This is a genomic window from Gimesia alba (genome assembly GCF_007744675.1).
GTDB classification, from domain to species: Bacteria; Planctomycetota; Planctomycetia; order Planctomycetales; family Planctomycetaceae; genus Gimesia; species Gimesia alba.
This window is the reverse complement of the sequence record NZ_CP036269.1, coordinates 4,082,788-4,097,474: the sequence shown is the minus strand read 5'-3', so window position 1 is coordinate 4,097,474 and position 14,687 is coordinate 4,082,788. Positions and strand designations below refer to the sequence as shown.

General features: G+C 47.5%; 10 protein-coding genes. 7 read left to right on the top strand and 3 right to left on the bottom strand.

The features are described from left to right. Window positions 1–47 precede the first annotated feature (47 nt). Both Pan241w_RS15240 and Pan241w_RS15235 read left to right on the top strand, forming a co-directional pair. A complete protein-coding gene (locus Pan241w_RS15240) occupies window positions 48–1,841 on the top strand; it encodes an ATP-binding cassette domain-containing protein (protein ID WP_145217421.1) in 1,794 nt (597 codons plus the stop codon). A 12-nt stretch (window positions 1,842–1,853) separates the two neighbouring features. Next, window positions 1,854–2,195, top strand: coding sequence for a translation initiation factor (locus tag Pan241w_RS15235; RefSeq protein WP_145217418.1), 342 nt, complete (start codon window positions 1,854–1,856; stop codon window positions 2,193–2,195). Between the two features lie 19 nt (window positions 2,196–2,214). Here Pan241w_RS15235 and Pan241w_RS15230 read toward each other — a convergent pair whose 3' ends face one another. After that, a complete protein-coding gene (locus Pan241w_RS15230) occupies window positions 2,215–3,717 on the bottom strand; it encodes a M81 family metallopeptidase (protein WP_145217416.1) in 1,503 nt (500 codons plus the stop codon). 212 nt (window positions 3,718–3,929) lie between these two features. Here Pan241w_RS15230 and Pan241w_RS15225 point away from each other — a divergent pair, with 212 nt between their 5' ends. Further along, window positions 3,930–5,102: an FAD-dependent oxidoreductase gene (locus Pan241w_RS15225; protein WP_145217413.1), complete on the top strand. Its 1,173-nt coding sequence runs from the start codon at window positions 3,930–3,932 to the stop codon at window positions 5,100–5,102. Here the strand turns inward: Pan241w_RS15225 and Pan241w_RS15220 are convergent, their stop codons facing one another. Beyond that, entirely contained in the window at window positions 5,103–5,852 is a 750-nt protein-coding gene (locus Pan241w_RS15220) for a CorA family divalent cation transporter (RefSeq protein ID WP_145217410.1), read from the bottom strand. Between the two features lie 210 nt (window positions 5,853–6,062). On the opposite strand from Pan241w_RS15220, the gene Pan241w_RS15215 reads away from it, so the two are divergent. Together Pan241w_RS15215 and Pan241w_RS15210 are read left to right on the top strand one after the other, a co-directional pair. Continuing rightward, on the top strand, window positions 6,063–7,247 hold the full coding sequence (locus Pan241w_RS15215) for an efflux RND transporter periplasmic adaptor subunit (RefSeq protein WP_197999945.1): 1,185 nt from the start codon (window positions 6,063–6,065) through the stop codon (window positions 7,245–7,247). Between the two features lie 71 nt (window positions 7,248–7,318). After that, entirely contained in the window at window positions 7,319–10,477 is a 3,159-nt protein-coding gene (locus Pan241w_RS15210; RefSeq protein WP_145217404.1) for an efflux RND transporter permease subunit, read from the top strand. 22 nt (window positions 10,478–10,499) lie between these two features. Here the strand turns inward: Pan241w_RS15210 and rlmB are convergent, their stop codons facing one another. After that, window positions 10,500–11,285, bottom strand: coding sequence for a 23S rRNA (guanosine(2251)-2'-O)-methyltransferase RlmB (gene rlmB / locus Pan241w_RS15205; RefSeq protein WP_145217401.1), 786 nt, complete (start codon window positions 11,283–11,285; stop codon window positions 10,500–10,502). A gap of 197 nt (window positions 11,286–11,482) precedes the next feature. Between rlmB and map the strand changes: the two genes are divergently transcribed. Together map and Pan241w_RS15195 are read left to right on the top strand one after the other, a co-directional pair. Continuing rightward, window positions 11,483–12,274 carry a type I methionyl aminopeptidase gene (gene map, locus Pan241w_RS15200; RefSeq protein WP_145217398.1) on the top strand — a complete coding sequence of 264 codons (792 nt, stop codon included), beginning with the start codon at window positions 11,483–11,485 and terminating at the stop codon, window positions 12,272–12,274. Window positions 12,275–12,467: 193 nt separating this feature from the next. Beyond that, window positions 12,468–14,645, top strand: coding sequence for a GDSL-type esterase/lipase family protein (locus tag Pan241w_RS15195; protein ID WP_145217396.1), 2,178 nt, complete (start codon window positions 12,468–12,470; stop codon window positions 14,643–14,645). Window positions 14,646–14,687: the final 42 nt, after the last annotated feature.

Genomic DNA, 14,687 nt, shown 5'->3' with positions numbered 1-14,687 from the left:
TTTACAGTCGGGTTTTTTTATATGTGTGTGATCGGAAGTCCTGTCGTATGTCGCTGATGAGTCTGAATCAAATTTCGTTTACCTGGAGTGGTCCACCATTACTGGATGAGATCAGCCTGGAAATCCACGCGGGAGAGCGGATTGGTCTGTTGGGCCGGAATGGCGCGGGAAAATCCACGCTGATGAAAATCATCGCCGGTGAACTTGAGCCCGATGATGGTGAAATCAGACGCGACAAAGACTTACGGATTGCTCGGCTGGTGCAGGAAGTTCCTTCTGGTTGTGCAGAGCGAATTCATGATTTTGTCGCCGAGGCGGCGCAGCCTTTTTTTGAGCATGAATGGGAAATTGATCATGCGGTCGATCAAATTCTAGCGCGGATGAATTTGAATGGTGATGACTCATTTGAATCATTGTCGTCCGGTATGAAACGCCGTGTGTTACTGGCTCGTTCTATTGTGCAGTCTCCCGATATTCTATTGCTCGATGAACCGACGAACCATCTGGATATTCCCGCGATCAAATGGCTGGAACAGTTTCTGCAGTCTTATGAAGGTACATTATTATTTGTAACTCACGATCGAATGTTTCTGCAGAATCTGGCAACGCGGATCATCGAAATTGATCGCGGCCACATCTATGACTGGACCTGCGATTATGAAACATTTCTCAAACGAAAAAAAGCTTTTTTAGAAGCGGAAGAAAAACAGAATGCGTTGTTTGACAAAAAATTAGCGGAAGAAGAAGTCTGGATCCGGCAGGGAATTAAAGCTAGACGGACTCGAAATGAGGGGCGGGTGCGTGCACTGAAAAAAATGCGTGAAGAACGGAGCCAGCGACGAAGTAAAGTCGGCAACGTTCGCATGGAAGTCTCCAGTGCAGATCGGTCTGGGCAACTGGTCATCGAAGCGAAGAACGTTTCGTTTTCGTATGGTGATGAACCCGTCATTAAAGACTTTTCGACTTTAATTACCCGTGGAGATAAAATTGGGATTGTCGGCAGAAATGGTGCCGGAAAAACCACATTGCTCAAACTGCTACTGGGTGAACTCAAACCGGATACAGGTTCGATACGGTTAGGGACAAATCTGGAAATTCTGTATTTTGATCAGCTTAGAGAGCAGATCGACGAAGAGAAAACCGTTGTCGAAAACGTGGGGGAAGGTCAGGAAACATTGACCATCAATGGGAAGCCTAAAAATATTTATGGCTATCTGCAGGACTTTCTGTTTACGCCGGAACGTGCTCGCAGACCAGCACGCTATCTTTCGGGGGGAGAACGGAATCGTCTGTTACTCGCGAAACTCTTTAAACGTCCGACTAACCTGATGGTGCTTGACGAACCGACCAACGATCTGGATGCAGAAACGTTGGAGCTGCTTGAGGAATTAATCTGCACTCATCCGGGAACGTTGTTACTGGTGAGTCATGACCGGGCATTTCTGAATAATGTCGTGACGGCGACACTGGTGTTTGAAGAGGGGAGGCATGTCAAAGAGTATGCTGGCGGGTATGATGATTATTTAAGGCAGTCCGCGAGCAATCAGGCTGCACAAAAAAGTGACGTTGAGTCGAGTAGTAAGACGGAGCAGTCATCCGGAGAGAAAAAGACAGTCGCCAAGCTTAGCTATAAAGAAGAACGTGAATTAGAGCAGATTCCACTGCGGATCGAAGAACTGGAGCAGGAGCAGGCTGAATTGAATTCGGCCATGGCGTCTCCTGAATTCTTTAAACAGCCCAATGAAGTGATTACTGAATCGACCACGCGTATCGAAGTGATTCAGCAGGAACTGGAATCATTGCTGGAGCGTTGGGAAGATCTGGAATCACGCGTCTCGTAAGAAGGAACCGTCATGCGTTTATTTGAAGGGACACCTTTTGATCGTCCGCCTCGTTGCGAAAAATGTGATCAACTGGAAGAAGAATGTATTTGTCCGCCGGAACCTCCGTTTCGGATTCCACCTGAACAGCAGACGGCTCGTCTCTCCATTGAAAAACGCAAAAAGGGAAAACGAGTCACGGTGATCCGTGGTTTGCCACTTGAAGGAAACGACCTGCCGGAACTATTGAAACAACTCAAATCCCAATGCGGCGCCGGTGGCTCCCTGCAGGGCGAGGAACTGGAAATTCAGGGAGAGCAGTTAGACCGTGTGCGCGAAGCATTGAAGAAGATGGGTTTTCAGGTCAAAGGTTAACTCCGACTATCACATTTATCTAAATCTCTGGTGCGCTGTCGTAGGGGATTTCGACCGGGTAAAAGTCCCGTTTTCGGCGCTGATGGTTGAGCTTTGCAAAATCATGTGTATGGATTGCGCGGGCTTCCACATTAAAGATGGAACCGGCAAACGGCTCAAAGCTGGCGCGGAAATGCGCCGAGGATTTGACCGAGATATAGTTCATGGATTCGCAGTCAATGCCCAGTGTTTTCGAGAAGGCGGGACCAAAGGGTTGTTCGCGCGCGGTAACAACAACGACAGAAACGCCGTCCTGTTGAATCCAGGCTGAAGGACCCATGTTTCCTGTCAGGCCAGCGTACATTGGACCGTCGTATTTGAATTTTCCTTCGGAGAGCGCTTTGACTTCTGCTTTCATTTTGACTGGTGGACCTTGAATCGGATCAGACTTGCCTCCGACTTCCGTTTCAATGATTCCACCAACACCCGCTTTTTGCGCCAAGGCCACTACTTCCGGGTCGACGATATACAAGATGAGTGCCTTGTCTAAGTTCTGATTGAGAAATGTCTGTAGAATTTCTGTCGAGTCTCCGGCAGTGCCGCCACCCGTATTGTCGGCATGATCGGCGAGAATGATCGGGTACTTGCCGATTTCCTGTCCTTGTTTAATCGCATCTTCGACGGAAAATGGAAGTTTGTACCAGCGTCGTCGTCGTTCCCAGATCCAGGTGCCGAACTCTTCAGCTGTTTTGTCTGCCAACTCTTGGTCATTGTCGGCAACTACGATCAGGGAAGGACCTACATCAGGCACGTCGGCCCAGGGAAATCCGGTCGAGACGGTCACACCCAGAATGCCAGGTCGGGTTTCAATTTCATGTGCGTAATCCATGACCTCTTTCATCGGCTGATGCGCGGTCACCTGACAGGCTGTGCTCCAGAAAAGCGGAATTTGATACAGGGACATCACCGGCTTGACCTCACCATTGATTATCCGCACAATCAGGTCGGCTGCTTCCTGTCCTCTTTCATTCATATCGATATGTGGATAAGTGTCATAGCCTAATATCGCAGTCGCCTGTTCGACGCGCAGTGGCGAATGATTGCCATGCATGTCCGGCGTGACCAGTATGGAACGGTCGTCACCTAAATACTCGCGAACTTTGGAAATGAAATGCCCGTCCCCATCTTCAATACCATCAATGACCATGGCACCGTGAAGATCCAGTAACACACCATCAACAGGCCCACCTTCGTCTTCAGCCTGTTTAAGGCGTTGTAGGAACTCCTCAAGCAAGTCGTCATAGGTTTTTCGCTCGATCAATCCGCTCGGAAACGCAAACGTCCAGAGCAGGGGAATTAATTCAAAGCCATGCTTTTTAGCGCCATCGATAAATCCGCCAATACAGACATTCGCTCCTGGAAAGGTGTCCATGATTTCCTGCCCACGGAATAAACCCCGGTCGTTGATGAAATCATTGAGGGTTGTGGGAAGAGAAGAATAAGTGCTTGTTTCGTGTAGCACGCCGCCCGTCGCAATTCTCATGGTTGAAACTCCAGGAAGGTAAGGTTGCCTTTGAGCACAGGATTTCGCAGATCAGCATAATAAGAATTAAGATAGGCAATCATTGTCAGAAAAGAAAGTCTTATTAAGAAATTGGAATCGGTCTTCTCAGTGAGTCCTTCATCCGTTATGTAGTGGAGACTTTCATATTGAACTTGTGACTTGCTGTCAGCAACCTTTAATGGGACCAGTCTATGAAAATTGCTATTGCGGGATGTGGAATAGCGGGCGCTGCTGCAGGGTATCTGCTCGCCAGTCAAGGGCATGCCGTGACGATTTATGAGCAGTCGGCACAATGTGGGCCTGTGGGAGCGGGGATTCTCATCCAACCCATTGGACAAGCGGTCTTAAACTCTCTAGGCATCTTTGAAGAAATTTACCAGAAATCAGCCCGCCTTAACTGGATCGAAGCCCGTAAACACACGGGAAAACGACTGATTCAACTTGAATATCAACGATTAGGCAGCGATCTGTATGGACTGGGAGTCCATCGTGGTCTGTTATTTAGTAGCTTATTCTCTTTAGCACGGCAGGCTGGAGCCCTGATTCAGGAAAATGCATGCATTACCGGATATCAGGTATCGCAGTCTGGGGTTTCGCTGGAACTGGAGTCAAAAGAGTCTGCAGAGGTCTTTGATTTTATTCTTGCAACCGATGGCGCGCGTTCTCGGTTACGAAAAGTTTCGGGGATCAAACATCACGGGGCGGAATACAAATATGGAGCTCTCTGGACGACTGGTGCCTGCACCGCTGTCCAAGACCGGTTGTTTCAGGTCGTGGAAGGGACTCAAAAACTCGCGGGACTTTTACCGATTGGTAATGGTGAGTGTAGTTTTTTCTGGGGCTTGACCGCAGCTCAGTTTAAGAAATTTCAACAACAGGGGCTTGATGTCTGGAAAAAAGAAGTCTTACAACTCTGTCCACAGTCTGAGGAAATCGTGACCGCCATCGATTCGTTTGAGAATTTGACATTTACAACTTATCGCAACGTGTCTATGCAGACCTGGTGGTCAGATCGGATTCTCTTTCTGGGAGATGCCGCCCATCCGACAAGTCCGCATTTGGGGCAGGGAGCCAACCTGGCACTGGAAGATGTCTGGACGTTCTCAGAATGCCTGAAGCAGAACGGCGATTTTCGTTCGGCCTGTATTTACTATGAGAAATTGCGAAAAAGTAAACTCCACTTTTATCAACGGATCACTGGCTGGTTAACGCCTTTTTTTCAATCTGAGGGAGTCCTGAAAGGTTGGGGCCGTGATCTATTCTTACCGATAATGAGCCAGACTCCTCTACTGCGTGAGCAAATGCTGAAAACGCTTTGTGGATTTAAAAGTGGTTGGTTTAGCAGCGAGTTTGAACAAAGTTGACTATTGCCTTTGTTTTCGAGGTGCTCGTTTCAAGAACAGATGGATCAGGAAACCTAAAGCGAGACCGGTGCCAACCATAATCCAGAAGGGGTAGGGAGTCTGATACTTTTCGTATCCATGTCTAAAGTTTGAGCCAAAAATGGTGCTCAATGTTGCGATTGGAAAAAAGTAGGCGATCAGTAAATTCAAGCGATGGGATGAGAGCTCAATCCGGGCAGAAACCTTTGCCTGTTCTTCAGCCTGTCTGGCGACAACATATTCCAGTGCATTTTTCGCATCCTGAATTAAAAGTTCTGCTGTTCTTTCTAGACGGTATGCATTGTCTCGAAAGTCGATCAGGAGTTTATCTTTGGGAATCGCTTCGCGCGCCATTTGTAAAGCTTGTGTCATATGACATAACGCGCGATAAACGGGGCCAAGATGATTTAACACCTCCAGATAATCCAGCGAGCTGGTTGCCTGATCTACTTTTTCGTCAAAGTCTTCCAGAAGTTGCTGATATTCATCCAAATGCCAATTCAGAGCATTTGGCCCCCCTTTGAATTCCGAGGAATGCCAGTTTGCATCCGGTTCGCGCCAGAAAAGACGGCCTTTACGATACATGTCTTCCGGTTGTGGAGGTGCGTGCAGAATAATGAGTAGATGTCCCTCCGCGATCATGGTACGTTGCCGACCAACCTGTTTACCAAGACGATCGACGAATTCTGTGGGAACATTCCAGGTGGCAGGCAATAGTGAAGATTCATGCATCTTTCGATCCAATTTCTTTTTCCATTAAATGGGAATTGCAATTCATGGGTTTTTATTTGTAGTATGCCACTTAAACTAATGAAAGTGAATCGGAAGTCGTCCTGTTTCACTGATTCTTCAAGACAGGCAGGTCTTGAATGAGGCTGATATCTTAAAGGGAGAGCTGTGAGCGTATTATCTATGAGATGGATATGTCAAAAATATCTGATCGTGCTTTGTCCCGTTATCATCATTTCTGGTTGTAATTCGCCGCCCCCTCCTCCGAAGATGAAACCGCCGGCTGTGACTGTGGCGGAACCTGTTCAGAAAACCGTCGTTTTCAACCAGGACTTTACCGGAACGCTTGCTTCGGTCGCCTCTGTCGATATTCGGGCGCGGGTCGATGGGATTCTGGAGAAAGTAAATTTTGAACCATCGGCGACAGTCAAAAAAGGTCAATTACTGTTTGAGATCCAGCGGGATCAGTATCAGGCCATCCTGGATAAAGCCAACGCGCAACTGGCTGCCAGCAATGCGCAGCTGAAAGATGCCCAGGTGACTCTGGAACGCAATCAGCTTTTGTTGAAAAAACAAGCAGTGACTCCCCAGGATGTCGATGATGCCGAAGCGGCGCGCGATAAAGCGCAAGCGGCTGTTATGGCCGCGAAAGCAGACATTGAACAGGCAACCATCAATCTTAATTACACGCGGATTAATGCACCGATCACCGGAGAAATCGGGCGTAATCTGGTTGATGCCGGGAATCTGGTTGGTTCTGGCGAGAATACACTGCTGACCACAATTGTGACGATGGACCCGATTTATGTTTACTTTGATGCCAGTGAGCGTTTGCTTCTGGAAGCGCTCAAAAATAGAAAAAAAGTTGACGAGAAGATCACTCTTACAGTTTACGTGGGGCTTTCCAATGAAGAAGGTTATCCGCACAAGGGTGAACTCGATTATGCGGACAACAAAGTAGATCCGGGAACGGGTACGATTCAACTTCGAGCTATTTTTAAAAACCCAAAGGGACTGCTCTATCCGGGGGTGTATGTACGAGTCAGAGTACCCGGATCACCCATACCAGGAGCATTGCTAGTACACGATGTCGCCATTGGTACCGATCTAGCTGGTAAATATCTACTGATTGTTGGCAAAGATAATATCGTAGAAAAACGCCAGATTGAAATTGGTCAGGTACAGGACAACCTGCGTGTTGTGTTGAAAGGACTCAAGCCGGGTGAGAAATACATCTATGAAGGGCTGCAGCGTGCCCGTCCCGGCCGACCAGTAGAGATTAAAAATCAACCACCTCAATCTACGGCTCAACAACAAAAACAAACTAATCCTGCAAAAACCGCTGGTGCGCCAAAAACTGAGAAAGCAAAGCCAAAACCGGCATCCGATTCCCAGTAGCGGATGATTTCTTTGACGTTTCAACTGATCCTGATTTGTTTTTCTGATAATTTTTAACGAAACGGACGACGATGTTTTCCCGGTTTTTTATCTATCATCCGATCTTTGCCAGTGTCGTTTCCATAGTGATTGCGATTGTTGGTGCGATTGCACTGCCTCTGTTACCCGTTGAATTATTTCCGGACATTACCCCACCTACTGTTGCTGTAACAGCCACTTATCGTGGTGCGGATGCACAAGTCGTTGCAGATACCGTCGCCACCCCGATCGAAGAGCAGGTCAACGGGGTCGAGAACATGCTCTACATGTCATCGAGCAGTACGAGCGACGGCAATATGACCTTGACGGTGACCTTCGATGTGGGAACCGATCTGGATATGGCGAACGTGCTGGTACAGAACCGGGTAGCAATTGCAAATCCCACACTGCCGGAAGATGTGAAGCGTGAAGGGGTGACCACAAAGAAGAAGTCCACCAATATGACGTTGGTGATTGCCTTAAATTCACCGGATGAAACCTTTGATGGTCTGTATCTCAGTAACTATGCATCGATTTATATCAATGATGAGCTGAAACGAATCAACGGAGTCAGTGACGTTAATGTGGTCAACGCCCTGGATTTCGGGATGCGAATCTGGATGGACCCCAATCAGCTCGATACTCGTAACATTTCCACAACTGATGTCGTGAATGCACTCCGGCAGCAGAATGTGCAGGTTGCTGCCGGGCAAATTGGTCAGGAACCGAGTCCTGTTGATCAGGATTTTCAATTAACCGTGACCACTCTAGGGCGTTTATCAGACCCCAAAGAGTTTGCCAATATTATTATTAAGACCGGTGAAGAAGGGCAGATTACTCAGATTAAAGATGTCGCCCGTGTCGAGCTGGGAGCACAAAGTTATAATGGTTATTCACAGCTCGATGGAAAGCCGGCTGCTCTGATTGCCGTTTATCAGCTTCCAGGTGCTAATGCACTTAACGTGGCTGATGAGTGCCGAAAGGTGTTAAAGCGACTGGAGAAGGATTTTCCGCAGGGACTGGAATATTCGGTGCCCTACGACTCAACGGAGTTCGTAACCGCTTCCATCGATGAGGTCGAGACTACTTTGTATATTGCTCTCGGTCTGGTTTTTATTACTATTTTTGTCTTTTTGCAGGATTTCAGAGCGACTCTGATTCCCGCCGTGACGATTCCCGTCTCACTACTGGGAACGATGGCAGTCATGTTGGCGATGGGATATACGATCAATACACTTTCGTTATTTGGAATCGTGTTGGTGATCGGAATCGTGGTTGATGATGCGATTGTGGTTGTCGAAAATGTGACCCGAATTCTGGATACAGAGAAGTGTTCTCCTAAGAAAGCGACAGAACTCGCGATGATGGAAATCACCGGGCCTGTTATCGCGACCACACTTGTGCTACTGGCTGTATTTGTGCCTACGATGGTCTTACCCGGGATCACAGGTCGGTTGTATCGTCAGTTTGCTTTGACGATTTCGATCGCCACACTGTTCTCTTCGGTATGTGCATTGACGTTGAGCCCGGCGATGTGCGGAATTATGCTCCGCCCAACAAAGGAAAGACGCGGATTTTTCTTTCGCGGTTTCAACTGGTGTTTTGATCGTTCCTTAAATGTCTACATCAGCATGGTTAAGGTCTTTGTCAGACGTGCGTTTTTCATGGTGATTCCTTTGCTTGTCATTTTTGGAGCAACGGGTGTGGGATTCATGTCAGTCCCCGGGGGCTTTTTACCAAATGAAGACCAAGGCTATATTTTCATTAATACGCAGTTGCCCGATGGGGCTTCATTAAATCGAACCCGGGAAGTCCAGAACCGGATCAATAAAATTGCCGCAGCAACCCCCGCTGTCACAAATGTCATTACAATGGGAGGCTTTTCGATGTTGAATAACTCGAACGCCTCCAATTATTCCACAACCATTATTGCCCTGGAAAACTGGGATAAACGTCAGTCCCCGGAGTTAAGTGTCTTTGCTTTAGTCAAACGCCTGCATGTGGAACTGGCACAGATCCAGGAATCGATTGCGTTCCCGTTCATCCCTCCTGCGATTCAGGGGCTGGGAAATGCGGGTGGTTTTCAGATCCAGGTTCAGGATAAGACTTCTGCCGGTTCGGATGTTCTACAGATGGCAGTGACCGACTTAATGGACCAGGGAAATACCGATCCACTTTTGTCTGGATTAAATACCAGTTTCAGTGCCACTGTACCTCAGATTTATCTGGATATCGATCGTGAAAAAGCGATCAAAATGGGGGTTCCGCTCGATTCAATCTTTGACACTCTGCAAGCAGAATTGGGTTCAACTTATGTGAATGATTTCAACCTGTTCAATCGTGTTTTCAAAGTCATGGTTCAGGCCGAGCAGGACTATCGTAGTAAGGTGGATGATATCACCCGGCTGAAGGTCCGTGATCGTCGTGGGAATATGGTCCCACTGCATACACTGGTCAAAGTGAATAATTCAGCAGGGCCTCAGGAAGTCGACCATTACAACATGTATCCCACTGCTGCGATTACGGGGAACCCGGCCGCAGGATATAGCTCGGGGCAGGCAATTCAACGGATGGAGCAGTTGTCAGATGAAGTTTTGCCGGAGGGCTTTGGCTATGAATGGACGGGAATCGCATATCAGCAAATTGCAGCCGGGAACATGGCGCCGTATATTTTTGCAATGGCGCTGATTTTTGTGTATCTGTTTTTGTGTGCTCAGTATGAAAGCTGGTCAATTCCGCTTTCGGTGATTCTGTCAGTGCCTCTGGGAATCTTTGGCGCAATTTTTGCCACCATGTTACGCGGCTTTGACAATAATATTTATACCCAGGTGGGGTTTGTGTTGTTGATTGCACTGGCCAGTAAAAATGCAATTCTGATTGTCGAATTCGCCAAACTGCAACGCGAGGCTGGAAAGTCGATCACCGATGCAGCAGTTGAAGCTTGTTTTCTGCGATTTCGTCCCATTTTAATGACAGCTTTCAGTGCGATTTTGGGCGCTGTTCCACTGGCGGTTGCAGCCGGTGCGGGGGCTGCCAGCCGACAGGCACTGGGTACTGCCGTTGTAGCAGGCTTGACTGCAGCTACGCTCTTCGGCGTGGTCATGGTACCGGTGATGTATGTAATCGTTCAGAAAATCAGTGAATGGGTCTCAGGGAGTAAACCTATTCCGGAAACGGATGGAACGGCTAGTTCGACGGCACCTACTGCTTAATGAGTAGAAGCAGAATCGTAGTTTATGCGAAATTGCGCTGCCGACTGGCTTCATACAGCAGGATACCGGCAGAAATCGCGACATTGAGTGATTCTGTTTTTCCCTGTTGTGGAATCCGGACCAGGTGAGTGCATTCGTTGAGCAGTGTTTGACTGATTCCGGAGCCTTCATTGCCAACGATGATCGCTGTTGGTTCTTTGAAGTTATGACTTGGAAGAATCTCTGGCGCCTGCATCGCCGTGCCGACGATAGAAATATCTGCCCGTTTCAAGTCACGACATAATTGAACAAGATCTGAGTGTTGTGCAATCGATATGCGATTAACTGCACCTACCGAGGTACGGCAGACGAGGCTGGTGACTTCGCATTGTTCGTCTGCTCCGACGAAAATACCATCTGATCCCAGTATTTCTGCAGAGCGAACAATGGCTCCGAAATTATAGGGGTCCTGAATGCGATCCAGGATCAGAAATAGTGGTGCGGCAATGTTTCGTTGAATTACATCTGACGCGGTGGAATAGGGGAACGGCGCCATTTTCGCAATCATGCCCTGATGATCACTGGCACGGCACTTTTGCGTTAGATCTTGATCCGTAGCGATCACAACGGGAATGGAAAGTTGTTTTGCCCGGTCTTCTGCCGTTTGTTTTTCATCTGCACTTAATCGTTCTGACAGGTGTAATTCCCAGATTTGCCAGAACCCGGCAGACAACGTCTCCATCACTGCATTTCTGCCCCAGATCCAGCATTTCTGATGGTTTCCCAGTAAGGGCTTGCTTTTCTTTACCTTAGAATGCTTTCCGACCATAGGAATTCTTTTAAAAGTTGATTATTCTATGAAACAGTACAAAGTCGAGTAGATTAACTGATATTGAGCATAAGTGTCAGTTCGTCTTAGAGTACCGACTGGAACATTCGTTGAGAAAGTCAGCTACAAACCACTCCTGATGCGCTATAATGAATTAGTAGCAGTTTATTACTGAAAATGACATAGAGGCGGTTATTTTGTCCGGAAATCAAGTCATATATAAACCATTTGAATGGGAACGATTGAGAATTGCATCCCAGTTTAATGCAAAGTTGATGGATCATCTGCGGTCGTTTGTGAAAGCGGGCATTTCGACAGAAGAAATCAATCAGATCGTACACGAATTCACCGTTTCTCATGGGCATACGCCGGCAACTCTGGGTTATATGGGGTTTCCCAAAAGTTGCTGTATCAGCATCAATGAAGTCGTCTGCCATGGCATTCCCGATGAAACTGTTCTTAAAGAAGGTGACATCGTCAATGTCGACATTACCAGTATCGTAGATGGCTGGTATGGCGATCAATCAGAGACGTTTTTGATTGGTGAAGTTACTGACGAAGCGCGCAAGCTGGTGCAAGTGACATTCGATTCGCTGTTTCTGGCCATCAATGCCATTCGACCTGGTTCCAGCGTGATCGAAATTGGTGAAGTGATCTACAACTTTGCCACAGAATTAGGTTATGGAGTGGTACGACAGTATCAGGGGCATGGCATCGGCCGGGAATTTCATACCGATCCTGGCATCCCACACTATCCCGTTTCAGGATCAGAACGAGATCTTCTGCTGCCAGGCATGTGTTTTACTATTGAACCGATGCTCAATGCAGGAACCTGGAGAACAGTAGAAGATCGTAGTGATGGATGGACTGTGCGTACTAAAGACAGCAAATTGTCAGCACAGTTTGAACATACGATTCTCATGACGGAAGAAGGTCCTGAAATCTTGACTCTGACCGAAAAGGGGCCTCAGCCCGGTCATCAATTTTAGATCTTCAGTTCAGAGTAACGCTGCATGGTGAGCGGGTCCGTTTTTGGGAGCCATATTTATTACCGTTCTCAAAGCTTGTTAGCTGCACTGGCTTGCAACGACGCAAAATAAACGGGTATCGTAGAAGATACTCCTGTTGTATTTTCGCCTCGCATGTTTCTTTCCTCCAGGGAATCCAGTACGTGGAGCTAACATGATTAGACAAGCCCTCTTGATCACAGTCTCTTTTCTGTATATCGCCAGTTTTGTTTTTGCTGAAGAAAAAGAATTAAACTGGGTGCAAGTCACTGAGAAAGCAGGGTGGCAGCCTCGTGATTCTCAAGGAGAACTTGTCTTTAAAGATCACTTATGGATCTTTGGTGGCTGGTTCAATTCCTACGAAGCGCCGCCACGTGATGTCTGGAAGTCTGCGGACGGGAAAAACTGGGAGCTAGTGACGAAGCAGGCACCCTGGATCCACAGTGATCTGCCAATGACAATCACTTTCAAAGACAAAATGTGGCTAATGGGGGGCTGGTATAACGGCCGGCTTAAAGGGCATTCCGCAAGTAATCAGGTCTGGTCTTCCGAAAATGGAAAACAGTGGGATCTGGAGACAAAGCAGGCAGGCTGGACGCCTCGACTGGCGGCAGCACTTGTGGAATTCAAAGGAAAAATGTGGTTACTGGGAGGAACAGAAAACTATTACTTTGGAGACAGTAAAAGTCTAAAAAATGATGTCTGGTCTTCTTCCGATGGTAAAACATGGACTCTGGTCACAGAAAATGCAGGCTGGTCACCGCGAGCCTATCACCAGGCTGCCGTGCTGAACGGGAAAATCTATGTCTTCGGGGGCGGCAATTATACTCCTGAATATCATGCGACCAATGATGTCTGGAGTTCAGAAGATGGAGTACATTGGAAGCAGGAAACAGCACATGCTCCCTGGCACGAACGTCTCTGGTTTTCGACCGTTGTCTATCGCGACCGGATCTGGGTCATCGGTGGGTGGTCCAACAATCCGGCAAAAAATAAAAATGATGCCTGGTATTCAAAGGACGGTAAGAACTGGACTGAACTGAAATCGGATGTCGTCTGGAAAGCGCGGCACGAACATTCGGCATTTGTATTTCAGGATAAAATCTGGTTAGCAGGCGGTCATGCGCAACCTCTTAACAGTGAAGTCTGGACGCTGGATGTCCCGAAAAACTGGTTCAAAGATTCGAACAGCAAGGTCTCTGTACAGACAGATCTGCCGAAAACGTTGGAAAAACTGAAGTCGGGAAAGCCCGTCAAAGTTGTCTGTTTTGGGGATAGTGTCACCGGAGTGTATTATCACACAGGAAGTCGTCGCGCTTATACCGATATGTTGGGGATTGCAATTAAAAAGGGAATCCCCCAGGCAGACTTGACAATGGTGAATGCAGGCATCAGTGGGCATACTACTACGAATGCGTTAGCACGAATCGAACGAGATGTATTGAAGCAGCAACCTGATCTGGTCACGGTGATGTTCGGGTTGAATGATATGACCCGAGTACCTTTGAATCAGTACAGAGAGAACTTGCAGAAAATTATTGAGCAATGTCGTGGTATTGGAGCAGAGGTCTTGCTCTGTACGCCCAATGCTGTGATAACAACACAGAGTCGCCCCGTGGAAAAACTAGCGCAATATTGTGAAGTGGTTAGAGAGGTCGGCAAGAAAATGCAGGTGCCAGTCTGTGATTGCAATGAAAAGCTGAACTCATTCCGCGATCAGAATCCCCAGGCGTGGCGATTGTTCATGAGCGATGAAATTCATCCTAATATGGCCGGACACAAAAAAATGGCCGAGCTGATTGCTGAATCCGTGACAGAAAAACAAGTTTCTCTAGCCGATGTCAAGCCACCAGTGCTGGCAATTCCACGGACAAAATCCAAGCTGGAAGACAAGCAGCCCATCCGAATTATCGCGATGTCTCCTTTAGATCAGATGCTCCAATCCACAATCAAACAAATCGTTCCAGATGCTGAACTAAAAGTGACCAGCTGGAAGACCAAAGGCAAGACGCGCCGACAAATTGAAGCCGATGCCAAGGCAATGATCCGTTCTCAGAAACCGGATCTGGTTTTGCTGGCGATTCCGCGTGCAGCAAAATCTGATTCACATGAAGAATTCATTCACAGTTCTATCTGGACGATGAACTACTCACTTAATTTTGGAACAGGGGGCTGGGATTGTGTGGTGTTTCATCCCTCAGTTTTTGATCCTGATAATCCTGAGCCTGAGTATGATCAACTGACGCGACAATTAGTTCAAGGACAGGACCTGACTCTCGTTGATCGGAAACCGGATCAAACAGCAAGCGCGAAAGAAATTCTGCTAAACTGGTTGCATTCTCAATTGGATTGAGGCTGTGATTAATGCCTGAAAATGCTTACTCATTTGATCTGT